Consider the following 25516-nt stretch of genomic DNA (forward strand, 5'->3'; position numbering starts at 1 on the left):
CAAACGATAACGAAAGGTTAAACCTGTATAGGAGCGAGGGCGGTTATTCTGGGATGTTGAAGAATATGCCTTGCAAGATCCTGCACGAGAACGATTTCCGATTTTGTTACAAAAACGAAAACCTTGAGCTGTGAATTGCGATCTGCAATCGTCGCTTGCTCAATCAGCCGCTCACGTCAGGTAGGCGTGGACGATGTCGATCAGTTCGTCGGCGGCGCGGCGGCGGGGACTGTCGTCGGCGGCGGCGGGGTCGACGAGATGTTCGCGGATATGATCCTCGATCACCTCGGCGATGAAGCCGTCGAGCGCGCCGCGGCACGCCGTCGCCTGTTGCAGCACCCGCGCACATTCGCGATCCTCGGTGACGGCGCGCTCGATCGCGGCGATCTGTCCGCGCAGCCGGGCCAGCCGGTTGAGCAGCTTCTTCTTCTCTTTTTCGACGTGGCTCATGCCTGCTCCATTTTGGACTTGAACCTATACTCCGGAGGGGTATGTGGCGTCCATCGGCATCGCGGTGGACGCGAGTCGACAGAGCGGATCACCCGCTCGCCTGACGAAGGACGATGATGAAACCCCGATCTACGCCCGTGTCCAGCGAAGGGGACAGTAGGAGCGCCGCTCCACTGATCCACGTCGCCGGACATGCCCCGGTCGGGGAGCGCACGCCCACCGCCTGATCGCGGCGGCGTCCCTCCCGGCCGGACCCCGTTATCCGGACCAAGGAGGTCGCCATGATCCTATCGATACGACGCGCCGATCCGCGCGCCGACGCCGGCCGTAGCGAGCCGCTCAACCGTCGCATCCGGCTGGCCGCATGCCGCCTGCAGCATGACCGCGACCTGCGCGAGCGGCGAACCGCGGCGGCCTGAGCGCCGCCCCTCCCCCCTCGCCGCCTTATCGAACGACGCACGCGGAGATCGTGCCATGACCAACCTCGCATTGAACGGGGCGCCGCCGCGCGCCACCGCCCATCTCGACGACGCCCATCTCGGCGACATCATCGGCGCCTTCGGCACGATCGCCCGGGACGATACCAGCACCCGCCCGAACTGGCGACGCAAGCTGATGACATTGGCCGCGATCATCGGTCCCGGCCTGATCGTAATGGTCGGCGACAACGACGCCGGTGCGTTCGGCACCTATACGCAGGCCGGGCAGAATTACGGCACCAGCCTGCTCTGGACGCTGCTGCTGCTGGTGCCGGTGCTCTACGTCAACCAGGAGATGGTGCTGCGGCTGGGCGCGGTGACCGGGGTCGGTCACGCCCGGCTGATCTTCCAGCGGTTCGGCCGCTTCTGGGGCGCGTTCAGCGTCATAGATCTCTTCCTGCTCAACGCGTTGACGATCGTTACCGAGTTCATCGGCATCACATTGGGGCTCGATCATCTCGGCGTGCCCAAGGTGGCGGGCGTCGCGGTGGCGGCGGTGCTGATCGTCGCGGCGGCGAGCACCGGCAGCTTCCGCCGGTTCGAGCGGTTCATAATGGTGCTAGTGTTCGGGTCGATGCTGCTGATCCCGGTCGCGCTGACGATCCATCCGCCGGCCGGGCAGATCGCCCACGACGTGCTGATCCCCGGCCTGCCCGCGCACGGCAGGCTGTCGGAGGTGATGCTGCTGATCATCGCGATCGTCGGCACGACGGTGGCGCCGTGGCAGCTGTTCTTCCAGCAGAGCTATCTGATCGACAAACGGATCGGGCCGCGGTTCATGGCCTATAGCCGCATCGATTTGTGGATCGGCATCGCCGTCGTCATCGTCGGCGGGGTCGCGATGATGGCGTTCACCGCCGCCGCCTTCGCCGGCACCGCCGGGGCCGGACATTTCACCGACGCCGGCGCGGTGGCGCGCGGCATCGCGGCGCACGGCGGGCGGCTGATGGGCGTGCTGTTCGCCGTGGCGCTGATCGACGCCTCGATCATCGGCGCGTCGGCGGTGTCGCTGAGCACCGCTTATGCGATCGGCGACACGTTCGGCATCCGCCATTCGCTGCACCGCTCGCCCCGCGATTCGATCGCCTTCTACCTCGTCTTCGCCGGGCTGATCGCGGTGGCGGCGGCGCTGGTGCTGATCCCGGGGACGCCGCTGGGGCTGCTGACCAATGCGGTGCAGTCGCTGGCGGGCGTGCTGCTGCCGAGCGCGACGGTGTTCCTGCTGCTGCTGTGCAACGACAAGGCGGTGCTGGGGCCATGGCGCAACGGCCGCTGGCTCAACCTGTTCACCGGGGCGGTGATCGCGGTGCTGGTGCTGCTGTCGGTGATCCTGACCGCATCGGTGCTGGTGCCCGACCTCGGCGCGGGCGCGATGCTGTGGATCCTCGGCGGTGGGCTGGGAATCGCGTTACTCGGATGGGGCGCGCAGCAATTAATCGCGCCGGTACGTGCCGCGCCGATCGATCGCACCGGCCGCGACGACTGGCGGATGCCGCCGCTCGACACGCTGGCCCCGGCGACGCTGCGGCGGGGCGAGAAGGCGTGGCTGACGGTGCTGCGCCTCTACCTCGTCGTCGCCGGCGGGCTGGTGCTGATCCGTATCGGCCAGCTCGCGCTGACCCACCAATTGTAATCAAGCGCGCCTAGGGGGACCACATGACCCGTATTGCAACCCTGCTGGTGGGCGCCTGTGCGCTCGCCGGCCTGACCCTCCACGCCCCGGTACGGGCGCAGACGGTCTCCGAGCCCGCGGTGGCCGATCAAGATTGGGCAATTCACGGCCAAGCGACCGGTGTGCTGCAGGGTACGCCCGGCTTCGCCTCGCCCTATCAGGGGACGAACAGCCTGACGCCGCGGCAGATCAAGGAGACGGTCGACGTCACGCTCTATGCCGGGGTGCGGCCCTGGCGCGGCGGCAAACTCTGGATCAATCCGGAGATCGACCAGGGGTTCGGCCTGTCCAACACGCTGGGCGCTGCGGGCTTCCCGAGCGCGGAGGCGTATAAGGTCGGACGCAAGCGCCCGTATCTCCGGTTGCAGCGGCTGTTCTTCCGCCAGACGATCGGGCTGGGCGGCGGGCGCGAGGCGGTGGCCGGCGCGATGAACCAGCTCGCCGGCACGCGCGACAGCGACCGGCTGGTGCTGACCGCGGGCAAGTTCGGCGTCGGCGACGTGTTCGACACCAACAGCTATGCGCACGATCCGCGCAGCGACTTCCTCAACTGGTCGGCGGTGGATGCGGGCAGTTTCGATTATGCCGCGGATGCCTGGGGCTATACAACCGGGATCACGGGTGAATTGTATCACGGCGACTGGACGCTGCGGCTCGGCCTGTTCAACCTGTCGCAGGTGCCCAATGGCGAGACGCTGGAGACGCGCTTTCAGCAATATCAGGTCGATGGCGAGATCGAGCACCGCCACCGCATCGGCGGCCACGACGGCGCCCTGCGGCTGACGCTGTTCCGCAACCGCGGGCAGTTCGGCCGGTTCGACGATGCGCTGGCGCTGGCGGCGGCGACCGGCGGCGATGCCGACACCGCGCTCGTGCGGGCGCGGCGGACGCGGCTCGGCGCGAGCCTCAACGGCGAGCAGGCGGTCACCGATACGCTCGGGCTGTTCGCGCGCGCCGGGGTCGCCGATGGCGCGATCGAGCCCTACGATTTCACCGATATCGATCGGACGGCGCAGCTCGGTCTGTCGCTGAAAGGTGCGGGCTGGCACCGCGCCGTCGACACGGTGGGGGCGGCGGTGATCGTCAACGGGATCAGCGCGGCGCATCAACGCTATCTCGATGCGGGCGGACTGGGTGTGCTGGTCGGCGACGGCCGGCTGCCGCATCCGGGGGATGAATATATCGGCGAGGCCTTCTACAAGCTCGCCGCGACCCGTCGATTCGAGCTGACGCTCGATTATCAGCGGATCGGCAATCCCGGCTACAATCGCGACCGCGGCCCTGCCAACGTGATCGGGGCGCGGGTGCACGGCGCGTTCTGAGCCGGTTCGGCCGACGGGCGCCGCGAGGTCACCCGTCGGCCGATCGGTCAGCCGGCCTTGGGCGCGACCGCCTTGTCGACGTCGGTGGCAGTGGCACCCGCCTGCGGCGCGACGCGCAGGTTGAGTTCCTTGAGCTGCTTGGGCGTCGCGAAATTGGGCGCGCCCATCATCAGATCCTCCGCCTTCTGCGTCATCGGGAAGACGATGACCTCGCGGATGTTGGGCTCGTCGGCGAGCAGCATGACGATCCGGTCGATGCCCGGCGCCGAACCGCCGTGCGGCGGGGCGCCGAACTTGAACGCGTTGATCATGCCGGCGAAATTGGCGTCGACCTCGGCCTGCGAATAACCGGCGATCTCGAATGCCTTGTACATGATCTCGGGACGGTGGTTCCGGATCGCGCCCGACGACAGCTCCACGCCGTTGCAGACGATGTCATACTGATAGGCGAGGATGTCGAGCGGGTCCTTGGTCTCCAGCGCCTCCATCTCGCCCTGCGGCATCGAGAAGGGGTTGTGGCTGAAGTCGACCTTCTTGTTGTCCTCGTCATACTCGAACATCGGGAAATCGACGATCCAGCAGAATTCGAAGCGGCTCTGGTCGATCAGGCCGAGGCTCTCGGCGACGCGGGTGCGGGCGAGGCCGGCGAGCTTGGCAGCCTGGCCTTCCTTGCCGGCGGCGAAGAACAGGCCGTCGTCCGGACCGAGGCCGAGCGCGTCGGCCATCGCGGTCATCTTGTCCTCGCCATGGTTCTTGGCGATCGGGCCGCCCCATTCGCCGCCCTTGCGGGTGGCATAGCCGAGGCCGGCGAAGCCCTCGCCTTGCGCCCAGGCGTTCATGTCGTCGAAGAACTTGCGGCTCTTGTCGGCGGTGCCGGGCGCGGGGATCGCGCGGACGACGTCGCCGGCCTCGACGATCGAGGCGAAGCGGCCGAAGCCCGAGCCGACGAACTGGTCGGAGACGTCGCTGATCAGGATCGGGTTGCGCAGGTCGGGCTTGTCGTTGCCGTATTTCAGCATCGATTCGCGGTACGGGATGCGCTTGAACGGCAGCGCGCTGACGGTGCGGCCCTTGCCCTGCCAGTCGGCGAATTCCTCGAACACGCCGTGGAGGACGGGCTCGATCGCCTGGAAGACGTCTTCCTGCGTGACGTAGCTCATCTCGAAATCGAGCTGGTAGAATTCGCCGGGGCTACGGTCGGCACGGGCGTCCTCGTCGCGGAAACAGGGCGCGATCTGGAAATAGCGGTCGAAGCCGGCGACCATCAGGAGCTGCTTGAACATCTGCGGCGCCTGCGGCAGCGCGTAGAACTTGCCCGGATGGACGCGGCTGGGGACGAGATAGTCGCGCGCGCCCTCGGGCGACGAGGCGGTGAGGATCGGCGTCTGGAATTCGGTGAAGCCCTGCCCGATCATCCGCTGGCGGATCGACGAGATCACCTTCGAGCGCAGCATGATGTTCTGGTGGAGCCGCTCGCGGCGCAGATCGAGGAACCGATAGCGCAGGCGGATATCCTCGGGATATTCGGCGTCGCCCGCCACCGGCATCGGCAGCTCCTGCGCGTGGCTCTGCACGGTCGCGGCCTGCGCGAACACCTCGATCGCGCCGGTGGCGAGATTGGGGTTCTGTGTCGCCTCGGAGCGCGCCTTCACGACGCCGTCGATCGTGACGACCGACTCGACGCGCAGCGATTCGAGCGTCGGCAGCGCCGGCGAATCGCTGTCGGCGACGATCTGGGTGATGCCGTAATGGTCGCGCAGGTCGACGAACAGCACGCCGCCGTGGTCGCGCTTGCGATGGACCCAGCCCGACAGGCGGACGGTCTCACCGACGTTGCCTGCGGTGAGCGCGGCGCAGGTGTGGGAGCGATAGGCGTGCATGATCGTTTCTTCCGGCCGGATAATGGCGTTGTGCGAGGGGTCGCGCTTCCCCGTCTCACTTGGCTTTGTCAACCCGGCCGCGTGTGGCTATGGCAATGCCATGCATATCCACCCGTTGATTACAGACAGCGCCAGCCTCGCCAATCTGTGTGCCCGCCTCGCCAATGCCGACTTCGTGACCGTCGACACCGAATTCATGCGCGAGAGCACCTATTATCCCGAATTGTGCCTGATCCAGATCGCCGACGTGAACGAGGCGGCGGCGATCGATCCGATGGCGCCGGGGCTCGACATGACGCCGCTGCTCGAATTGCTCACCGAGAATCAGGACGTGCTCAAGGTGGTCCATGCCGGCGGGCAGGATATCGAGATCATCTACAATCTTACCGGCAAGACGCCGCATCCGCTGTTCGATACGCAGGTCGCGGCGATGGCGCTGGGGCAAGGCGAGCAGATCGGCTATTCCAACCTAGTCGACAGCTGGCTCGGCATCGTCGTCGACAAGGGCGCGCGCTTCACCGACTGGGCGCGGCGGCCGCTCGATGCGCGGCAGATCGAATATGCGATCGGCGACGTGACGCATCTCGCGGTGATCTTCCCCAAGATGCTGGAACGGCTGCGCAAGACCGGGCGCGGCGTGTGGCTCGACCAGGAGATGGAGCGGCTCGCCGACCCGGCCAATTACGCCAACGATCCCGATCAGGCGTGGAAGCGCGTCCGCATCTCCGGGCGCAAGCCCGACGTGCTCGGGCGGCTCAAGGCGCTGGCGCGCTGGCGCGAGCTGGAGGCGCAGTCGAAGGACCTGCCGCGCGGGCGGATCGTCAAGGACGAGACGCTGGGCGACATCGCCGGCCATCCGCCGCGCAAACAGGCCGATCTCGCCAAGGTGCGCGGCCTGTCGGCGACCTGGGCGTCAAACGATATCGGCGGGCGGCTGATGGCGGCGATCGAATCGGCGGCACCGCTTGGCGCCGACGAGCTGCCGCCGCGCGACGACCGCAAGCCAGGGCTGGGCAAGGAGGGCGCGCTGGTCGCCGATCTGCTCAAGCTGCTGCTCAAGATCCGCTCGCGCGATATCGACGTCGCGTCGCGGCTGCTGGCGCGGTCGGAAGAGCTGGAAGCGCTCGCCGCCGGGGTGCGCACCGGATTGCCGATGCTGGAGGGCTGGCGCTTCGACCAGTTCGGGCGCGATGCGCTCGATCTGGTCGAGGGGCGGCTGGGCTTTGCGGTGCGCGGCGGCAAGCTCAAGATGACGCGAACGGAGGAAGCAGCATGATGCGGTTGGCCTTTCTACTGCCGGTGCTTGCGGCAGGATGTGCGACGATGCCCGCGCCCGAGCCCGAACGGGGTCCGTGCGTGATCAACGAGGCGGTCAAAATCCGCTTCGCGGGCGTCAAATTCCGTGAGCGGATGCGGCCCGAGATCGAGCATATGACGCATTCGGCGATCTCGCGGGTGATCCATCCCGACGACGTCACGACGCAGGATTTCCGCGTCGACCGGCTGAACATCCTGCTCGACGACGGCGGGCTGATCAGCGGACTGAAGTGCGGCTGATCACCTGATCGCGAGGCGCGGCTTGCGCTTGAGCGCCGTGGCCAGCGCGGCGTGGCGGCGCTCGACCGTCTCGGCATAGAGCGGCCGGTCCGCCTCGGTCAGCGACAAGGCGACGTGGCCGGGGACCAGCGCCAGCGACGCGCGCTGCAGCGGCCCGGCGAGACCGGCGCTGAACCGCTGGCCTAAGCGGATCGCCAGCCCCCAGTCGATCGCCAGCGCGATCTGGCCGGTGCTGGCGAGGCCGGCGAGCAGGGGATGCGGCGTCGTGCTGCCGCCGAGGCTGGTGTGCAGCGCCTGCGCGAGCATCGCGCGTTCGGGCGCGTCTATCGCCACCCAATTGCCGTGCAGCGCGACCTCGAAGCCGCGCTCGTCGCGGAATTCGGGATTGGCGCGCCAGCCGGTATCGGCGAGCAGGCAGGCGGCGTGGCGGATCCGCGCCAGCTCCGGCGTATCGTCGGGGAAGAGCGGTGCGATCCAGGCGGCGAGCAGGTCGCCGTGCTCGGCGAAGCGGCCGAGCAATTTGCCCTCCTCGCGCGCGGCGACGATCAACGGGTCGAGCGCCCGCGTTTTCGGATCAAGCGTCGCATAGAGCAACCCCTCGCGGAGGCCGAAGGTCGAGGCCATCGCGCTTGCCGAGCCGAGTTCGCGCATCACCACCGACAGCAGCGCGGTGGCGTCGCCGAGCTGCGCGGCGCGAACCGACGACATGCCGGGCACGCTGCGCAGCCGCGGGCGCGAGAGGTGCGCGATGCTGCGGCCGAGGCGACCGACGGTTTCGGGCGCGAGGCTGTAGCCATGAATGATCGGCAGCGGATAATGCGTCAGGCTCATGTCGAGCCGTGCCAGCGCGCGCCACGATCCGCCGACCATGTAGAGCGGAAGGCCCCTGCCCCGCCCGGTCCAGCCCGCCTCGGCGATCAGCCGGGTGACGTGGCGGTCGAACGCCGGGCCACGGCTGGAGCGCAGCGCGGCGATACGCAGCACGCCGAGCGGGAAGGAAATGCGATCGGTGACGGTGCCGGCGACGACGCGGACGAGTTCGAGGCTGCCGCCACCGAGATCGCCGACGATGCCGTCCGCATCGGGGATCGCCGACAGCACCCCCATGCCCGCGGCGGTCGCCTCCTGCTCGCCGGAAAGGAGCTCGACGGTGAGGCCGAGGTCCTTCGCGGCGGCGATGAAGGCGGCACCATTGCTCGCGTCGCGCACCGCGGCGGTGGCGACGGTGCGGACGGGGGCGTCCATTTCGCGGGCGACCATCGCGAAACGGCGCAGCGCGCCGATCGCGAGCGCCATGCTGTCCGCGTCGATCGCGCCGGTCGCGGCGAGGCTGCGGCCGAGCCCGGCCATCACCTTTTCGTTGAACAGCGTCGCGGGGATGCGCGGATGGCCCTGATACACAACCAGCCGCACCGAATTGGAGCCGATGTCGATGATGCCGGTGCGGGGATAGGGGTCGGTCATTGCCGGTTCAACAGCCGGCGCGGGCTGGTGTTCAGATGCGGGTTTGTCGCGCAGCGTCGTGATGAACGGCAAACGGACCATCAGCGGGCGTCCGCGGCGGGCCGCACACCCCGGACCCCGCCCCGATCCGCCGTCATCGCCGCCGCCGCAGCGCCAGCGTCGGCACCGCGTTGCTTTCCGCCAGCGCCGCGCCGCGGCCGGAGAGCGACGGGTTGGTCATGAAATAGCGGTGGAGGTTGAACGGCTTGTCGCCCGGCGTCTCGCGGACGTAGCGACCGTCCGATTCCAGCTCCCAGCTTTGTTCGGTGTCGATGAGGTTGGCGACCATCACCTGGTCGAGCACCTGGTCGTGCACCGTCGGATTCTCGATCGGCAGCATATATTCGACGCGCCGGTCGAAATTGCGCGGCATCCAGTCGGCCGACGAGATGAACACCTTCGCGCCATCGTTGGGCAGCGCGGCGCCGTTGCCGAAGCAGAAGATGCGGCTGTGTTCGAGGAAGCGGCCGATGATCGACTTGACGCGGATATGTTCGGACATGCCCGGTACGCCGGGGCGCAGGCAGCAGATGCCGCGGATGATCAGGTCGATCTCGACCCCCGCGCCGCTCGCCTCGTACAATTTGTCGATGATCGCGGGATCGACGAGGCTGTTCATCTTCGCCCATACCGCCCCGGTCTTGCCGGCCCGCGCATTGGCGATCTCGACGTCGATGAGGTCGAGCAGCTTCTGGCGCAGGTCGCGGGGCGAGAGGCTGAGTTTGGTGATGTCGGTCGGTTCGACATAACCGGTGACGTAGTTGAACATCTGCGCCGCATCGCGCCCCATCCGCGGATCGGCCGTGAAGAAGCTGAGATCGGTATAGATGCGCGCCGTGACCGGGTGATAATTGCCGGTGCCGAAGTGGCAATAGGTGCGGAACCGGCCATCCTCGCGGCGCACCACCATGGAGACCTTGGCGTGCGTCTTCCATTCGAGGAAGCCGTAGACGACCTGTACGCCGGCGCGTTCGAGCGCGCTCGCCCACAGGATGTTCTGCTCCTCGTCGAAGCGAGCGCGCAGTTCGACCACCGCGGTGACCGACTTGCCCGCCTCGGCGGCGGCGATCAGCGCGTTGATCACCGCGGGCTGCTTGCCCGCGCGATACAGTGTCTGCTTGATCGCGATGACGTCGGGGTCGAGCGCCGCCTGTTTGAGGAAGGCGAGGACGACGTCGAACGTCTCATAGGGGTGATGGACGATGATGTCCTTCGCGCGGATCGCCGCGAAGCAATCGCCGCCGAATTCGCGGATGCGCTCGGGGAAGCGGGGCACGAAGGGCAGGAACTTGAGGTCGGGGCGATCCTCGTCGATCACCGCGTCGAGATCGCCGATGCTGAGCAGATTGCCGCTCTCGGTGATCGTCGCATCGGCGCCGCCCAGTTCGTGGCGCAGCACCTTGGCGAGCGCGTCGGGCATCCCCGTCTCGAGTTCGAGCCGGATGACGCGGCCGCGGCGACGACGCTTGATCGCATTGGCGAAGTAACGGACGAGATCCTCCGCCTCCTCGTCGATCTCGATGTCGCTGTCGCGCAGTACACGGAAGGCGGCGGCACCCACCAGCGTATAGCCGGGGAAGAGTACCGGGGCGAAGCGCTTGAGCAGCGCCTCGATCGACACGTAACGCGCGGGCTCGCCGGGCAGGCGGACGAAGCGCGGCGCACTTGCCGGGATCATCACCAGCTCGCGTACCGGCTCGCCGTCCGAATCGCGGACGACGTCGAACATCACCGACAGCCCCTTGTTCGGGATGAACGGGAAAGGATGCGCGGGATCGAGCGCCTGCGGCGTGAGGATCGGGAAAATCTGTTCGCGGAAATGCGCCTCGAGCCATTCGGCGTCTTCCGCGTCGACCTCGTCGCGGCGCAGGACGTGAAGGCCGGCCTCGTCGAGCAGGGTGCGCAGGTCGCCCCACACCGCCTGCTGGCTCGCCATAAGCGCATCCGCCTCGCGGGTGATCGCGGCAAGCTGTTGCCCCGGCGTCAGACCGTCCGACGAGCGGCGGTCGACGTCCTTGAGCTGCTGCCCCTTCAGGCCGGCGACGCGGACCATGAAGAATTCGTCGAGGTTGTTGCCCGAGATCGACAGGAAGCGGAGCCGCTCGAGCAGTGGATGCGCCGGATTGCACGCTTCCTCGAGCACGCGCCGGTTGAAGGCGAGCCACGACAGCTCGCGATTGAAATAGCGATCGTTCACTTCAGGAACAAACGGATCGTCATCGGGAGCGGCGAGATGCGAGAGGTGGATTGGACGTGTCATACTTCGGTCATAGGTAGCAACGGTTGCGGTTGCGTGACGATCCCCGCCGCGGTCAAAACAGTGCGCGCCAGCGGGATCGACAGGCGACGGCGGCTTTCCAGCACCTCCTGATCGAGCGCGTCGACGACGCGTTGGACGATGACGTGGCTGCGTTCGATCCGCGTGCTGAGCCAGCTCACCAGATCGGGCCGTGCGTCGAGCCCGCGACGGTTGAAGAGATGCGCCAGCAATGCGGCGATCAGTTCGTCGTCGGGCGCGCCGATCGCGGCATGCGGGCTGGCGGCGAGGCGCGAGCGCAGATCGGGCAGTTTGACCGCCCAGCTCGGCGGCAGCGCGTCGGCGACGATGACCAGCGGCCGCCCCTCCGCCTGCGCCTGGTTCCAGGCGTGGAAGATCTGCGCCTCGGGCACCGCCTCGGCATCGTCGATGATCCGGCCCTGGCTCTTGGCGGCGAAGATGCGCGCGAGCAGGCTGCGGCCGGATTTCCGCGGGCCGGTCAGCACCGCCGCCATCACCGGCCAGCTCGCCCATTGCTCCAGCACCTGCGCGGCGCGGATGTTGGACGGGGTGACGAGAAAGGCGTCGTCCTTTGGGTCGGCCGGCCACCCGAGCGGCAGCGCCAATTGGTTGCTCATGCGTCAGCCGGTCGGACTGGCGGAGGCGGCGGGTGCCGGTGCCGCGCGGCGGATGCGCAGCGTCTGGCCCGACCCGCTGACCTGATAACCGCGCACCTCCAGCGCCGCCCGCAACGCATCGGGATCACCGTCATAAGTGACGCGCATCAGCGACAGACCGCCGAGCGCGAGGCTGGTGGTGCTCGCCGCACGGACGCCGGGGATGCTGCGCACCAGCCCTTCGGTATTCGCCACCGCGCTCGCGCCCGGCGTCTCGAACTGGATGGTGAGCGCAATGCCGGCATTGGCAGCGCCGGTGTCGCCGACGATCTCGGCGAGCGTCTCGCCGCTCGCCGCGTCGTCGATCGCATCGGGGTCGACCACCGGCTCGGGCGGCGGCGGCGGCGACAGCGACGGGTCGACGCCGAGCGCGCCGCCGCGCAGCGCCTGCTGGAACAGCGCGTCCATGCGGGTGACGCCGGTGTCGAGCAGTCGCGGCAGGCCGGCGGCGCTGCCGACGCGCAGCGTAAAGCTGCCGATCAATTCGTTGTCGGGGCCGTGACGCGCCTGGAACACGCCGATCACCGGCCCGCCGGGATAGCTGCGATAGAGGCGGACGACGGGGATGAGGATGTCGGCGGCGCCATATTGGTCGATCACCGTCCGCCACCAGCCGCGCCCCGGTCGCGCGATCTGGCCGGCGTTGAGCAGCAGCGAACCGGCGCCGTTGCCCGACGGGCGGACATAGTCGATCGCGCTGTTGCCGGTGCGGAAGCGCGCCCACGCCTCCTGCCAGTCGGTGCGTTGTTCGAACACCGTCTCGACCCCGCCCGACACCTGCAGCGGCAGGAGCAGCATCGGCCGCGACCGGTCCGAATAGGCGCTGATCCCGAGCACCGATGCGGCGCGGCTGCGATTGAACAGCACGCCGAGCTTGGCGATGTAGCGGGTCGGGCCGATCTGTTCGTTCTCGACGACGATGCCGGAGACGAGCTGGTCGAGCGTGCCGTCCGAGACGAGGCCACCGTCGCCACCGAGCCGCTTCGCAAGCTGCACCCAGGCCTTGCGCTGCGCCAGCCGCCAGCCGCCGAGCCGCGCCGCCTGCGCCGTCCTGCCGGCGACGTCGACATCGACGCCGCTGACTTCGAAATCGCCCGAACTGTCGACCGGTGCGACGCCGCGCCCGCCCTCGATCTGCGCATAGGCGCCGGCGGCGAGCAGCAGGGCCGCACCGGCGAGCGAGGGAAACAAAGGGATGCGCATGTCGCGGGCCTTTTGGCGAAGCCGGCGGGTGATGCCAAGCGGGATGTGCGGCGACCGTCATTCCTCCGCCGGGCGGGAGCGGTATTCGGTTCGGCATTGCCAGCAACCATCGCAAATCGTAGCAGGCTGGCCGGATGAGCAACCCGCCCTCCCCGTCCGACCAGTCCTACACCTATGCCGATGCCGGCGTGTCGATCGCCGCGGGGAACGCGCTGGTCCGCGCGATCGGGCCGCTCGCCAAGGCGACGCGCCGGCCCGGCGCCGATGCCGAGCTGGGCGGCTTCGGCGGCATGTTCGACCTCAGGGCGGCGGGGTTCAATGACCCGCTGCTCGTCGCCGCCAATGACGGCGTCGGCACCAAGCTCAAGCTCGCGATCGAATGGGACCGGCACGAGGGCGTCGGCGTCGATCTCGTCGCGATGTGCGCCAACGACCTGATCGTCCAGGGCGCCGAACCGTTGTTCTTCCTCGATTATTACGCGACCGCCAAGCTCGACAACGGCATCGCCGAGCGCGTCGTCGCGTCGATCGCAGAGGGCTGCCGGCAGGCGGGCTGTGCGCTGATCGGGGGCGAGACCGCCGAGATGCCCGGCATGTACGCGCCGGGCGATTACGACCTCGCCGGCTTCTGCGTCGGCGCGGTCGAGCGCGACCGCGTGCTGACCGGGCGCGAAATCGCCGCGGGCGACGTGATCCTCGGCCTCGCCTCGTCGGGCGTCCATTCGAACGGCTTCTCGCTCGTCCGCCGGCTGGCGGCGGACCGCGGCTGGAAGCTCGACCGTCCCGCGCTGTTCGATGCCGACCGGCTGTTGATCGACATCCTGATGGCGCCGACGCGTATCTACGTCGCCAGCCTGCTGCCGCTGCTGCGCGAGGGCGCGATCAAGGGGCTGGCGCATATCACCGGCGGCGGTCTGCTCGAGAACATCCCGCGCGTGCTGCCCGAGGGAACGCATGCCGTGGTCGATGCCGATGCGTGGGAGCAGTCGCGGCTGATGGCTTTCCTCCAGGCGCAGGGCGCGATCGAGCCCGAGGAGATGGCGCGCACCTTCAACTGCGGGATCGGCATGGCGGTGGTCGTCGCGGCGGAGCGCGCCGAGGCGGTCGCGGCGGCGCTGACCTCGGCCGGCGAGACGGTGCACCGGATCGGCATGGTCGAGGCGGGGACGCGCGGCTGCACCGTGCGCGGATCGACGGAGACGTGGAGCGCGCGCAGCGACTGGACGGCTACGCACCACCATGGCTGATGCGAAGACGGTCGGCATCCTGATCTCGGGACGCGGCTCGAACATGATGGCGCTGGTCGAGGCGGGGATCCCCGTCGCGCTGGTCGCCTCCGACAAGCCAGACGCGGCCGGTCTTGGCTGGGCGCGGGGGCGCGGCATCGCGACCTTCGCCCTGTCGCCCAAGGGGATCGGCAAGGCTGCTTATGAGGCGCAGCTCGACGCGGCACTGCGCGAGGCGGGGTGCGAGGTGATCGCGCTGGCCGGCTATATGCGGCTGCTGTCGGACGCATTCGTCGCACGATGGCGCGATCGGATCGTCAACATTCATCCTTCGCTGCTGCCCAAATACAAGGGGCTCGACACCCATGCGCGGGCGATCGCCGCCGGCGATGCGGTCGCCGGCTGTTCGGTGCATATCGTCACCGAGGAGCTGGACGGCGGCGCGCTGCTCGGCCAGGCCGAGGTGCCGGTGCTGGCCGGCGACACCCCCGATACGCTCGCCGCGCGAGTGCTCGCCGCCGAACACCGTCTGTATCCCCAGATCCTCAAGGAATTCGTGACGCGATGACCGACGTTTCTCCTGTCCTGGCGCGGGTACGCGCCGTCGCCCTGCTGCTGCCCGACGTCGAGGAGCGTACGCAGGACGGCCACAGCTTCGTCGTCGGCGACGCCGCCTTCGTGCGGGTGCGCGATGGGGAGAATGGTGCGGCCGTGGTGCAGGTGCTCGACGACGTCGACCATTGGGCCGATGTCGCGATCGGCGAGGATAGCGACTGGACGCTGGTCGAGGACCGGATCGCGCACAGCTGGGAGCTTGCCGCGCCGCGCGACCTGCTCGAAGCGGGCGGGCGATGAGCGAGACGCGCGATCAGGCGCAAACCCGCCGGCGCTGGATCACGCTGGCCGAGGTGGTCGCGGTCGCCGGCGTCGTGATCGCCGCGCTGACGCTCTACAGCAACTGGCAGGACCGGCGGCAGGCCGCCGCCGACAAGGCGATCGAACTGGCGAGCGCGACGCGCGACAAGACGCGCTTCGTGCTGCGCGGCGCGCCCGACAAGGACAAGCGGATGATCGTGCTGGCGCGCGAGGAGGCGCATCCGCTCGGCGACATCCGCGTCAGCTTCCCCACCGCGCTCGGCGTGTCGCAGCAGGATTCGGTGACGCAGACGATCCCGGCGGACTGGTTCGACAAGGCGCTGCGCCAGGCGACCGACGGTGGCGCGGACGACCTGACCGGGCGGTTGCCGGTACTGATCCGCTACACCTATTTCACCGACGACCAGCCGACGACGCGGCAGGCGATCTACGACATCGTCTGGCATACCCGGCCGCAGCGCTTCCAGGGCCGCAAGGTCGAGCTGCTCGACCTCCGGCTGCGCGAGACCGGCGGCAACCAGAAGCGCGTCGACGCGCTGTGGGCGAAGGACCAGCCGAAGGTCTAGCGACCGACCAGCCAGCGGCCGAAGCGCGGCACCGCGCCGTGTCGCGTCATCCAGTCGCTATAGGCACGATAGACCGGGTCGAGGCCGAGGTGGCGTTCCTCGGTGCGCGCGCGCCAGTAATAGATGCCGCTGACCACGCCCATCAGCGCGGTCGCGCGCACCGCGTCGACCAGGCTGCCCGTCGTCAGGATCGGCACGGTCGACAGCCACCAGAACAGGTTCTTCGACAGATAGGCCGGGTGACGCGACCAGGCATAGGGACCGTGCGTCAGGATGCCGCGGTGGGTGAGGTTGGAGAAGCGCAGCCCGAATGCGACCGTCGCCCACGCATAGACCGCGGTCAGCAGCACGAGGATCGCGCCCCATGACGCCAGGACGGTCGGGTGGCCGGCGAACCATGACGTCCAGTCCTGCGTCCCCGGATGATAGTCGAGCGGGCCGCCCGCCTCCATCAGGATGAACGGCGGATAGCACATCAGCGCGGCGGTCCAGGCGGCGGCATAGGGGTTGGCGCTGCGGATGTGCGCGTCGAGCGGGCGCAGCGTCAGGATATAGCCGACGGTGGCGAAGCTGACGTCGATGACGAACATCAGCCCGATCAGCCATTGCGCGAGCGCGACGGGATCGCGGAGGCTCGCCCGATCGGTGTGGATGAAGCCCGCCCAATTGCCCGGCAGCACCGCGAGCATGAAGGCGAGGAAGAACGCCTTGACCGCCCAGGCGCGCAGATGGCCGTAGATCGCCTCGGGCATGACGCCGGGCTGGCCGGTCAGCCACGCGCCGAGGTGCCAGGCGCCGTCGCGCGGTTCGACCAGATAGCGGTCGATCCAGAGCACATAGGGCATTGCGAGCACCGCGACGATCGGCATGGCCCAGCCGAAGCACCACATGGCGAACGCAAAATTACCGTCCCAATAGAAGCGGCCGACGCCGTAGAGAAAGGCGATACCGCCCCAGGTGAGATACAGGCCGGCGAGCTTGGTCAGGCTGACGTCGCGGCGTTCGACCAGCGGACGTGGGTTATGCCAGTCGATGCCGGTGCTGGCGCGGCGATGCACCTTGTCGACCAGCAGCGACCAGCCGATCATCGGCAGCGCGCAGGCGACGAGCGCGACCAGCGCCGCATAGGGGCCGTCCATGCCGATCGCGAGCGCCGCCACCAGCCAGCCGAACAGCCCGGCGATGCCGGCAAGTCCGACGCCTTGGCCGACCGCCGATGCGGGTCGTTTTTCGGCCGGTCCGGCTGCCTGCTCGGTGTCATGCTCCATGCCGGTGGCTTAGCGCGGCAACGGTAAGCAAGCCATGAACCACGGCATGCCACGATCTTGGGCCTTGACCCCGCATGCCGGGCGACGATAAGCCGCGGCTCGATCGACGCCTACGGGCCGTCAGGTCGTGCGGGTATAGTACAATGGTAGTACAGCAGCCTTCCAAGCTGAATACACGGGTTCGATTCCCGTTACCCGCTCCACCCTTCTGAGCGCGGACGGCTGCGGGCGACGACCGGCCACAGCCGCTACACGATCAATGGTCGGCGGTACCAGGTTCCGCCATCTTGCGATGCTGTTCGGCAAGCACCGCATTGGGGGTGACGTTTGCCACTGCCGACTGGATCTTGTTCTTCCAGCCGGAGACGATCGCGGCCTTGCCCTCCATCAGCGCATCCCAGCCGTCGGCGGCGACCTTGGCGGGATCGTCCTTCTTGGGATCGCTGCCGACGTCGGTGTCGAGCATGTCGCCGCGCGCGAAGAACTCGGTGTCGGTCGGCCCCGGCATCAGATTGGTGAGCGTGACGCCGTCGGCATCCTTGATCTCGTTCTGCAGGGCGGCGACGAAGCTGTCGAGGAACGCCTTGCTGCCGTTGTAGACCGCCTGGAACGCGCCCGGAATGTAGCCGGCGATCGAGCCGGTCACGAGCACCTTGCCGTCGTTGCGCGCGACCATGTCGCGGAGCACCTTCTGCAGCAGATAGGCGGTACCGGTGATGTTGGTGTCGACCACCGCGCGCCAATCCTCGACCTTCTGGTCGAGGAAGGCGTGGCCGAGACCGCGGCCGGCATTGGCGCAGAGCAGGTCGATGCGTCGCCCGCCCGCAGCGTCGAGCAGACGGTCGACGCCTTCGGGCGTCGACAGATCGGCCTCGAGCGCCTGCACGTCATGCTCATATTGGCGGAAGTCGGCCGCGGCCGATTCGATCAGCGATTCGTCGGCGACGACGAGGATGTCGTAGCCGTTGCGCGCCGCGAGCGAGGCGAGTTCGAAGCCGATGCCGGTCGATGCGCCGGTGATGATCGCGAATTTGTCAGCCATGTTCGATTATCCTTGCAAGGCGTTGAGGTCAGCCGACCATGTCCGGCTTCAGCACGATCTTGGTCGTCTCGTTCTGGTGGTTCTTGAACAAATCGTAGCCTTTGGGCGCGTCGGTCAGCGGCATGCGGTGCGAGATCAGGAACTCGGTATCGATCTTGTCTTCCAGGATCGCATTGAGCAGCGCCGGCATATAATGCTGGACGTGGGTCTGGCCGGTCTTGAGCGTCAGCCCCTTTTCCATGAACGCGCCGAGCGGGAATTTGTCGACGAAGCCGCCATAGACCGCCGGCATCGAGACGCGCCCGCCCTTGCGGCAGGCGATGATCGCCTGACGGATCGAATGGGGGCGATCGGTGCCGAGGAAGATCGACGCCTTGATCTGGTCGATGATATTGTCGACGAACATGCCGTGCGCTTCGAGCCCGACCGCGTCGATCACCGCATCGGGGCCGATGCCCCCGGTCATTTCCATCAACGCCTCGTAGGTGGCGCTTTCCTCGAAGTTGATCGTCTCGGCGCCGAAGCGCTTGGCGAGTTCGAGGCGATGCGGGAAATGGTCGATCGCGATGACGCGTTCGGCGCCCATCAGGAACGCCGATTGCACCGCGAACAGCCCGACCGGGCCGCAGCCCCAGACCGCGACCGTATCGCCCGGCTCGATCTGCGCATATTCAGCCGCCTGCCAGCCGGTCGGCAGGATGTCCGACAGGAACAGCACCTTGTCGTCGGACACGCCGTCGGGGATGACGATCGGGCCGACGTCGCTGAACGGCACACGGACATATTCCGCCTGGCCGCCGGCATAGCCGCCGGTCATATGGCTGTAGCCGAACAGGCCCGACATCTCGTGGCCGTACAGCTCCTGCGCGATATCCTGATTGTCGGCGGGCAGGCCGTTGGGACACGCCGAATATTGATGCTTGCCGCAATGGTAGCAGCTGCCGCAGGCGATGGTGAACGGCACCACGACGCGCTGGCCCTTCTTGAGCGTCGACTTGGCGCCGACCTCGACCACTTCGCCCATGAACTCGTGGCCGAGGATGTCGCCCGCCTGCATCGTCGGGATGTAGCCATCGTAGAGGTGGAGATCGGAACCGCAGATCGCGGTCGAGGTGACCTTGATGATGCAGTCGCGGTCGTTGACGATCTCGGGATCGTCGACGGTGTCGATGCGGACGTCGTGCTTACCGTGCCATGCGAGCGCTTTCACAGGCCCATCTCCTCGAACTGCTTGGGGTTCATCGCGGGCGTGGCGATCTCGCCCGTTTCCATGAGCTGCTTGAAGCGGCGCAGGTCGCGGCGGGCCTGAATGGCGGGCTCGCGCTGGAACATCTTGGCGATCAGCTTGCCGACGACGCCACCGGGCGGGTCGTAGGCGATCGTCGCGGTCACCACCGTGCCGCGTGGACCGGCGTCGCGGAACTCGATGCGGCCGGAGTTGGCGACGTCGGCACCGGGTTCGGAGGTCCAGGCGATCAGCCGGTCCTGCTCCTCCTGCGTGATCCGCGCGTCCCATGCGACGGTCGCGCCGGCGGGGGCCTTGACCACCCAATGCGACAGCTTGGCGTCGACGACGTCGATCGAGACCACATTCTCCATGAAGTGCGGCAGGTTCGTGAAGTCTCGGAAAAAGTCATAAAGTTCACGCACAGGCCGGTTGATCGTCACCGATCGGCCGGCGACCGCACTGCCCTGCCCCTCGATCAGCGAGGCGGTGGTGGCGTCGGCGGCGTCGCCGTGCTTGTAGGTCGTGGGGGGCGCGTCATCGCGTCGGTCGGTCATGCTGGTCTCCCTGCGCAAGACCGCTCCAACCCGTCTGGAGTCGCACCCGTTCCTATCGTTACGCGTGTGGATTCAAATAGATAAAGCTGATTTTACCATGCGGCGCGGGGCGGTTCCGATCGGCGGCGGCGCTGGGTGCAGGCCCTCCCCGCCGAAGCGGGGAGGTGGTGGACAGGGCTGGATTCGAACCAGCGTACGCTTGCACGGGCAGATTTACAGTCTGCTGCCTTTAACCACTCGGCCACCTGTCCAGATGGGCCGCTTCGCTGAAGCGAGGCGGCCTATTGGCGAAGCGAAACGCGGCTGTCAACGCGCCCGCGGCGGTTTTTCGCATCGCCCTCGCCGGCTTGCGCGAACCGCGACCGCCGCCTAGCACCGGCCGCAACGTTCGCCGGGGACCTTCATGCGCCACTTCCTGCTCGCCACCGCCGCCCTTTGCCTCGCCCTGCCCGCCGCGGCGCAGGATCGCGCCGCGCTGGCGACGATCATCGATCAGGGCACCAACCACAGCCAGGTGGTGCAGACCGCGCAATATCTCACCGACGTGATCGGCCCGCGCCTCGCCAATTCGCCGGGTGCGCGCGCCGCGGAGGCATGGACGCAGGGCAAGTTCCGCGAATGGGGACTGCGCAACGTCCGCAAGGAGGGGTTCGCCTTCGGCCGCGGCTGGGCGATCGAGCGCGCGAGCGTGCGGATGGTGACGCCGCGCGCGGTCCAGCTCACCGCGATTCCCGTCGCCTGGACGCCGGGGACCAACGGCACGATCACCGCGCCCGTCGTCGTCGCGCCGATCGCGCGCGAACGCGATTTCGCCAAATATCGCGGCCAGTTGCGCGGCAAGATCGTGATGGTCACGCTGCCCCGCGCCGCCAAGGACCCGACCGATCCCGATTTCCGCCGGCTGACCGGCGACGATATCGCGAAGCTCGACCAGGCCCAGCAGCCCGAATACGACCCCGCCAGCATCAACCGCCGCGCCAAGCGGCTCGATTACACCAAGAAGCTCGATGCCTTCCTGAAGGCCGAGGGCGCCGTCGCGATGGCGACGATGTCGTATCGCGACGGCAAGCTCGTCCATGGCGAAGGCTATCTGTTCGGTGTCGGCGACACCGCCACGCTGCCCGCGGTACAGATCGCGCAGGAGGATTATCTGCGCCTCGCCCGGCTCGCCAAGATGGGCCCGGCGCCGACGCTGGAGATCATTAGCGACGTCCGTTTCGACGATGGCGACGTTAACGCCTATAACGTCATCGCCGAGATCCCCGGCACCGACCCCAAGGCCGGCTATGTCATGGCGGGCGCGCATCTCGACAGCTGGGTGGCCGGCGACGGCGCGGCGGACAATGGCGCGGGCTCGGCCGAGGTGATGGAAGCGGCGCGCATCCTCGCCGCGAGCGGCGTGCGGCCGAAGCGGACGATCCGCTTCGTGCTATGGGGCGCGGAAGAGGAAGGGCTGCTCGGCAGCCTCGCTTATACCAAGGCGCATCTCGCCCGCCGCGGTGCGCCGTCGGAACAGCCGGCCGGCGCCGATTATGGCTTCTCGGATCGCTGGCCGATCGTGCCGCTGCCCGGCCATGGCGAACTCGCCGCCTATTTCAACATCGACAACGGCTCGGGCAAGCTGCGCGGCCTGTATGCCGAGAACAATCCCGCGGTGGTGCCGATCTTCCGCGAATGGCTCGCGCCGCTCGCGTCGATGGGCGCGGCCAACGTCGTCGCGCGGCAGACCGGCGGCACCGATCACGTGCTGCTCCAGCAGGTCGGCATCCCCGGCTTCCAGTTCGTCCAGGACCCGCTCGATTACGGCAGCCGCGTCCATCATTCGTCGGTCGACACGTTCGACCATCTCAAACCCGAGGATCTGCGGCAGGGATCGATCGTCCTCGCCTCGGTCCTGCTCTCCGCCGCCAACGCCGACAAGGCGCTGCCCCGTCCGCCGCTGCCGACGCAGCCGGTGGTCACCGACCCCTTTGCCTATAGCGATGCCAATGATGACTGACACCATGACCCCGATCCCCGCGAGCGCCCGCTGATGGCGCGCCGTGGCCACCGCCCGTCGACGGGCACCGCCAACCGCCCCAAATTCTGGGGCCGCCATCCGGTGACGGCGGCGCTCGCCAACCCCAACCGGGTCGTGCGCAAATTGTGGGGGACGCGCGAGGCGCTGTCTTCGCTCGACATTCCGGCGTCGATGCCCGTCGTCTATGCCGATGTCGCCGATCTCGGCCGGCTGGTGCCGTCCGACGCGCCGCATCAGGGCCTCGTCGCCGAGGTCGAGCCGCTCGAGGATAGCTGGCTCGCCGATCTGCTGATCGAGGGCAAGGACGACCAAAGACCGCTGGTGGTGCTCGATCAGGTCACCGATCCGCACAACGTCGGCGCGATACTGCGCTCGGCGGCGGCATTCGACGCGCTCGGCATCGTCACGCAGGACCGCCATGCGCCGCCGGAGAGCGGCACGGTGGCGCGCGCCGCCTCGGGCGCGCTCGAGACGGTGCCGTGGGTGCGGGTCGTCAACCTCGCGCGCGCGCTGGAGGAGATCGCGGAGGCGGGCTTCTGGCGGATCGGCCTCACCGGCCATGCCGAGCAGACGCTGGCGCAGGCGATGGGGACGCAGCGGATCTGCATCGTGCTCGGCGCAGAGGGCGAGGGCATGCGCCAGAATACCGAAGCGCATTGCGACGAACTCGCCAAGCTACCGATCAGCGAAAAGGTGGAGAGCCTGAACGTCTCGAACGCCGCGGCGATCGCGCTGTATGCGGTGGCGGCGCGGTAGACGCATTCGCCTTGATCGTCATCCCCGCGAAGGCGGGGATCCATATACGCTGACGCCGCGGCTCAAGCCGGGTCAGAGGGTATGGATCCCCGCCTTCGCGGGGATGACGGTAGGGGATTAAATCACGATCATAGGCGAGATACCGCTCAATCCTCCCCCGCGATCGTCACCTTCAGGCCGTCGAGGGCCGGGGTCATCTGGATCTGGCACGACAGGCGCGAGGTCGCGGTGCGTTCGTCGCTCGAATCGAGCAGGTCGTCCTCGTCCGGACCCATCGCCGGCAACCGGTCCGCGAAGGCCGGATCGACATGGACGTGGCAGGTGGCGCAGCTGCAGCAGCCGCCGCACAGCGCGAGCAATTCGTCGATCCCCGCGTCGCGGATCACTTCCATCACCGACAGGCCGGCTTCGCCGTTGATTTCGCGTTCTTCCCCCTCGCGCGTGACGACGATAAGCTTGGGCATGACAGTCTCCGATAAAGGTGTCGCCGGCCATGCCGCGCGACGGGTCAAGGATCAAGCATGGGCCTGAGCGCCGAACAGATTCGCACGGCGATGGACGCACTTGCGCTGACCGAACCCGCCTTCGCCGCCGGCCTCGCCCGCGTCGGCTATCCGCCGCCGCGCATCCGCGAGCGCGGCTATGCGACCTTGCTGCGCACGATCCTCGGCCAGCAGGTCAGCGTCGCCTCCGCCGCGGCGGTCTATCGCAAGCTCGAGACGCTGGTCGGCGATCCCGGCGATCCGCATACCATCCTCGCGGCGAGCGACGAGACGCTGCGCGCCGCCGGCCTGTCGCGGCAGAAGGCGAGCTATGCGCGCAGCCTCGCCGAGGAGGTGACCAGCAAGCGGCTCGATCTCGACAATCTCCCCGCTGACGACGAGGAGGCGATCGCGCAGCTCGTCCGGGTGAAGGGGATCGGCCGCTGGTCGGCGGAAATCTATCTGCTGTTCGCCGAGGGGCGCGAGGACGTCTGGCCGGCGGGCGACCTCGCGGTGCAGATCGAGGTCGGGCGGCTGCTCGGCCATGACGAGCGGCCGTCGGAGAAAGTGACGCGCGCGCTGGCCGAGGCGTGGCGGCCGCATCGCGGCGCGTTGGCGATCTTCACATGGCACCATTATGGCGCAGGTCCCGACGTGGATGCGGCGCCGGTCTAGGCGGGGTCGATTTTCGATATTCGCTGTCTCCGTCGCCCTTTCGTGACCCCGGGGTCGGCTAGCACCCCTGCGGAAGCCTCCATCATCGGTTAGATCAGCGCAGTGCTCCTGCGGACGCAGGAGCCCAGAGCCAAGTGCTACACCGTCTGATGGCGTGCGTGACTCCTTGGCTCCTGCTTTCGCAGGAGCATTGGGCTCTCGCAGATGTCTGGGCTCGGGGGTGCCGCTTCTTCGCGATCGGTCCTCGACGAACATAGCGGGACCCCGGATCAAGTCCGGGGTGACGAAGCTGGGATGGCGAGGCCGCGTGCGAGTGAACGTCGATCCGACAGCCCGCGTGGTGGGTGTGGGCGGGCGCAAGTCTCTGATCCGTCGCCTCTCCCTCGTCCGATCGTTGCAGCCGATTGATCCGGCCGACGCTCTCGCACCTTGCCCGCGCGCGCGGCTTCCGCCACACACCGGCGCCATGACGCCACCCGCTTCTGCCCCAGCCGTTTCCCTCAGTGGCAGTCATCGCAGCATCGCATTGCCCGTCGGCGGCGCCGGCTGGCGGCGGCTCGCGGCATTCATGGGGCCGGGCTTCCTCGTCGCGGTCGGCTATATGGACCCCGGCAATTGGGCGACCGACATCGCCGGCGGTTCGGCGTTCGGCTATACCCTGCTGTCGGTCATCCTGCTGTCCAACCTGATGGCGATCGTGTTGCAGGCGCTGTCGGTGCGGCTCGGCGTCGCCGCGGGACTCGACCTCGCGCAGGCGTGCCGGGCCTATTATTCCAAGCCGGTCTCGCTCGTCCTCTGGCTGCTCGCCGAAGTGGCGATCATCGCCTGCGATCTCGCCGAGGTGCTCGGCACCGCGATCGCGCTGCAATTGCTGTTCGGGATTCCGCTGGTCTGGGGGGTGATCGTCACCGCGCTCGACGTGTTCCTGATTCTCGCGCTGCAACGCTACGGCTTCCGCAAGATCGAGGCGTTCATCCTCGCGCTGCTCGTCATCATCGCCGGCTGCTTCGCCTTCGAGCTGTTCTACGCCAAGCCCGACATAAGCGCGGTGCTCGCCGGGCTGGTGCCGACGCCGGGGATCGTCACCGATCCCGCCAAACTCTATCTCGCGATCGGCATCCTCGGCGCGACGGTGATGCCGCACAATCTCTACCTCCATTCGTCGATCGTCCAGACCCGCGCCTTCGCGCCGACCGACGAGGGCAAGGCGGAGGCCGCCAAGCTGGCGACGATCGACAGCACGATCGCGCTCGGCCTCGCCTTCTTCATCAACGCCGCGATCCTGATCGTCGCCGCCGCGGTGTTCCACACCGCCGGCCGCACCGAGATCGCCGAGATCGACGAAGCCTATCGCCTGCTCGCGCCGATGATGGGCGTCGGCGCCGCCAGCGTCGTGTTCGGCGTCGCTCTGCTCGCGTCGGGGCAGAATTCGACCGTCACCGGCACGCTCGCCGGACAGATCGTGATGGAGGGGTTCCTCAATCTGCGGCTGCCGGTGTGGCTGCGGCGGATGGTGACGCGGCTGCTCGCGATCATTCCGGCGGTGTTCGTCGTCGGCCTGTCGGGCGATGGCGGTGCGACCAGATTGCTGGTGCTCAGCCAGGTGGTGCTCAGCCTGCAACTGCCGTTCGCGGTGGTGCCGCTGGTGCTGTTCACCGGCCAGACGCGGGTGATGGGGCGGTTCGTCAGCCCTTTATGGTTGCGCGTCGTCGCCTGGTCGATCGCCGCGATCATCATCGGGCTTAACCTGACGTTGCTGATCGGCATGCTCTAAGTCCGGGTCGGCGGCATTCGCGGACGATCGCCCCGCCCTCTTCGCCCCG

Annotated in this window: 24 protein-coding genes and 2 tRNA genes; 14 read left to right on the forward strand and 12 right to left on the reverse strand. The window is 68.0% G+C overall.

Annotated features, from left to right (window positions below):
- Window positions 1-171: 171 nt before the first annotated feature.
- Window positions 172-450 carry a metal/formaldehyde-sensitive transcriptional repressor gene (locus AC07UH_RS08155; protein ID WP_038659480.1) on the reverse strand — a complete coding sequence of 93 codons (279 nt, stop codon included), beginning with the start codon at window positions 448-450 and terminating at the stop codon, window positions 172-174.
- Window positions 451-731: 281 nt separating this feature from the next.
- Here AC07UH_RS08155 and AC07UH_RS08160 point away from each other — a divergent pair, with 281 nt between their 5' ends.
- From AC07UH_RS08160 to AC07UH_RS08170, 3 genes are read left to right on the forward strand one after another with little or no spacing between them, the layout of a single operon-like run.
- A complete protein-coding gene (locus tag AC07UH_RS08160; RefSeq protein ID WP_156143766.1) occupies window positions 732-869 on the forward strand; it encodes a hypothetical protein in 138 nt (45 codons plus the stop codon).
- Window positions 870-924: 55 nt separating this feature from the next.
- Entirely contained in the window at window positions 925-2562 is a 1638-nt protein-coding gene (locus AC07UH_RS08165) for an NRAMP family divalent metal transporter (protein WP_495180190.1), read from the forward strand.
- 23 nt (window positions 2563-2585) lie between these two features.
- Window positions 2586-3923: a carbohydrate porin gene (locus AC07UH_RS08170; protein WP_495180189.1), complete on the forward strand. Its 1338-nt coding sequence runs from the start codon at window positions 2586-2588 to the stop codon at window positions 3921-3923.
- Window positions 3924-3970: 47 nt separating this feature from the next.
- Here the strand turns inward: AC07UH_RS08170 and aspS are convergent, their stop codons facing one another.
- Window positions 3971-5803 carry an aspartate--tRNA ligase gene (gene aspS / locus AC07UH_RS08175; protein WP_495180188.1) on the reverse strand — a complete coding sequence of 611 codons (1833 nt, stop codon included), beginning with the start codon at window positions 5801-5803 and terminating at the stop codon, window positions 3971-3973.
- Window positions 5804-5903: 100 nt separating this feature from the next.
- Here aspS and rnd point away from each other — a divergent pair, with 100 nt between their 5' ends.
- Together rnd and AC07UH_RS08185 are read left to right on the forward strand one after the other, a co-directional pair.
- Window positions 5904-7079, forward strand: a complete 1176-nt coding sequence (rnd, locus tag AC07UH_RS08180) for a ribonuclease D (protein WP_038659490.1) — start codon at window positions 5904-5906, stop codon at window positions 7077-7079.
- A 47-nt stretch (window positions 7080-7126) separates the two neighbouring features.
- Window positions 7127-7360, forward strand: a complete 234-nt coding sequence (locus tag AC07UH_RS08185; protein WP_495189831.1) for an I78 family peptidase inhibitor — start codon at window positions 7127-7129, stop codon at window positions 7358-7360.
- Here the strand turns inward: AC07UH_RS08185 and AC07UH_RS08190 are convergent, their stop codons facing one another.
- From AC07UH_RS08190 to AC07UH_RS08205, 4 genes are all read right to left on the reverse strand, one after another.
- The gene (locus AC07UH_RS08190) at window positions 7361-8824 is read right to left on the reverse strand and encodes a Ppx/GppA phosphatase family protein (RefSeq protein WP_495180487.1); all 1464 of its coding nucleotides are present in this window, start codon (window positions 8822-8824) and stop codon (window positions 7361-7363) included.
- A gap of 133 nt (window positions 8825-8957) precedes the next feature.
- Window positions 8958-11123 (reverse strand): RNA degradosome polyphosphate kinase, encoded by a 2166-nt coding sequence (locus tag AC07UH_RS08195; protein ID WP_038659499.1) that lies wholly within the window; start codon window positions 11121-11123, stop codon window positions 8958-8960.
- A complete protein-coding gene (locus tag AC07UH_RS08200) occupies window positions 11120-11758 on the reverse strand; it encodes an HdaA/DnaA family protein (protein ID WP_038659502.1) in 639 nt (212 codons plus the stop codon). Before AC07UH_RS08200 ends, AC07UH_RS08195 begins: the two co-directional genes overlap by 4 nt.
- A 3-nt stretch (window positions 11759-11761) precedes the next feature.
- Window positions 11762-13000 carry a heavy-metal-associated domain-containing protein gene (locus AC07UH_RS08205; protein ID WP_495180186.1) on the reverse strand — a complete coding sequence of 413 codons (1239 nt, stop codon included), beginning with the start codon at window positions 12998-13000 and terminating at the stop codon, window positions 11762-11764.
- A 134-nt stretch (window positions 13001-13134) separates the two neighbouring features.
- Here AC07UH_RS08205 and purM point away from each other — a divergent pair, with 134 nt between their 5' ends.
- From purM to AC07UH_RS08225, 4 genes are read left to right on the forward strand one after another with little or no spacing between them, the layout of a single operon-like run.
- Window positions 13135-14247: a phosphoribosylformylglycinamidine cyclo-ligase gene (gene purM, locus AC07UH_RS08210; protein ID WP_495180185.1), complete on the forward strand. Its 1113-nt coding sequence runs from the start codon at window positions 13135-13137 to the stop codon at window positions 14245-14247.
- The gene (purN, locus tag AC07UH_RS08215) at window positions 14240-14794 is read left to right on the forward strand and encodes a phosphoribosylglycinamide formyltransferase (protein WP_495180184.1); all 555 of its coding nucleotides are present in this window, start codon (window positions 14240-14242) and stop codon (window positions 14792-14794) included. Before purM ends, purN begins: the two co-directional genes overlap by 8 nt.
- Window positions 14791-15081, forward strand: coding sequence for an MmcQ/YjbR family DNA-binding protein (locus AC07UH_RS08220; RefSeq protein WP_495180183.1), 291 nt, complete (start codon window positions 14791-14793; stop codon window positions 15079-15081). The genes purN and AC07UH_RS08220 overlap by 4 nt, the downstream gene beginning before the upstream one ends.
- The gene (locus AC07UH_RS08225; RefSeq protein ID WP_495180182.1) at window positions 15078-15668 is read left to right on the forward strand and encodes a hypothetical protein; all 591 of its coding nucleotides are present in this window, start codon (window positions 15078-15080) and stop codon (window positions 15666-15668) included. The genes AC07UH_RS08220 and AC07UH_RS08225 overlap by 4 nt, the downstream gene beginning before the upstream one ends.
- Here the strand turns inward: AC07UH_RS08225 and AC07UH_RS08230 are convergent.
- Complete coding sequence (locus tag AC07UH_RS08230) at window positions 15665-16936, reverse strand: methyltransferase family protein (RefSeq protein WP_495180181.1); 1272 nt, start codon at window positions 16934-16936, stop codon at window positions 15665-15667. The two genes, AC07UH_RS08225 and AC07UH_RS08230, sit on opposite strands and share 4 nt — an antisense overlap.
- A gap of 129 nt (window positions 16937-17065) precedes the next feature.
- Here AC07UH_RS08230 and AC07UH_RS08235 point away from each other — a divergent pair.
- Window positions 17066-17139: transfer RNA gene (locus tag AC07UH_RS08235), tRNA-Gly, on the forward strand.
- A 53-nt stretch (window positions 17140-17192) separates the two neighbouring features.
- Here the strand turns inward: AC07UH_RS08235 and AC07UH_RS08240 are convergent.
- The 4 genes from AC07UH_RS08240 to AC07UH_RS08255 form a co-directional block, all read right to left on the reverse strand.
- Window positions 17193-17978: an SDR family NAD(P)-dependent oxidoreductase gene (locus AC07UH_RS08240; protein ID WP_495180180.1), complete on the reverse strand. Its 786-nt coding sequence runs from the start codon at window positions 17976-17978 to the stop codon at window positions 17193-17195.
- A 28-nt stretch (window positions 17979-18006) separates the two neighbouring features.
- Entirely contained in the window at window positions 18007-19188 is a 1182-nt protein-coding gene (locus AC07UH_RS08245; RefSeq protein WP_495180179.1) for a zinc-dependent alcohol dehydrogenase, read from the reverse strand.
- Window positions 19185-19760 (reverse strand): SRPBCC family protein, encoded by a 576-nt coding sequence (locus AC07UH_RS08250; RefSeq protein WP_137897357.1) that lies wholly within the window; start codon window positions 19758-19760, stop codon window positions 19185-19187. Before AC07UH_RS08250 ends, AC07UH_RS08245 begins: the two co-directional genes overlap by 4 nt.
- Window positions 19761-19925: 165 nt before the next feature.
- A tRNA-Tyr gene (locus AC07UH_RS08255) sits at window positions 19926-20011 on the reverse strand.
- Window positions 20012-20163: 152 nt separating this feature from the next.
- Between AC07UH_RS08255 and AC07UH_RS08260 the strand changes: the two genes are divergently transcribed.
- Both AC07UH_RS08260 and rlmB read left to right on the forward strand, forming a co-directional pair.
- Window positions 20164-21759: a M20/M25/M40 family metallo-hydrolase gene (locus AC07UH_RS08260; protein ID WP_495180178.1), complete on the forward strand. Its 1596-nt coding sequence runs from the start codon at window positions 20164-20166 to the stop codon at window positions 21757-21759.
- Window positions 21760-21792: 33 nt separating this feature from the next.
- A complete protein-coding gene (rlmB, locus tag AC07UH_RS08265; RefSeq protein WP_038659530.1) occupies window positions 21793-22536 on the forward strand; it encodes a 23S rRNA (guanosine(2251)-2'-O)-methyltransferase RlmB in 744 nt (247 codons plus the stop codon).
- Between the two features lie 146 nt (window positions 22537-22682).
- On the opposite strand, the gene AC07UH_RS08270 is transcribed toward rlmB, so the two are convergent.
- Window positions 22683-23000, reverse strand: a complete 318-nt coding sequence (locus tag AC07UH_RS08270) for a 2Fe-2S iron-sulfur cluster-binding protein (protein WP_495180177.1) — start codon at window positions 22998-23000, stop codon at window positions 22683-22685.
- Between the two features lie 57 nt (window positions 23001-23057).
- Here AC07UH_RS08270 and AC07UH_RS08275 point away from each other — a divergent pair, with 57 nt between their 5' ends.
- On the forward strand, window positions 23058-23693 hold the full coding sequence (locus tag AC07UH_RS08275; protein ID WP_495180176.1) for a DNA-3-methyladenine glycosylase family protein: 636 nt from the start codon (window positions 23058-23060) through the stop codon (window positions 23691-23693).
- A gap of 466 nt (window positions 23694-24159) precedes the next feature.
- The gene (locus AC07UH_RS08280; protein ID WP_495180175.1) at window positions 24160-25467 is read left to right on the forward strand and encodes an Nramp family divalent metal transporter; all 1308 of its coding nucleotides are present in this window, start codon (window positions 24160-24162) and stop codon (window positions 25465-25467) included.
- The last annotated feature ends 49 nt before the right edge of the window (window positions 25468-25516 follow it).

The sequence above is a fragment of the Sphingomonas sp. GW821-FHT04B01 genome (assembly GCF_059420425.1).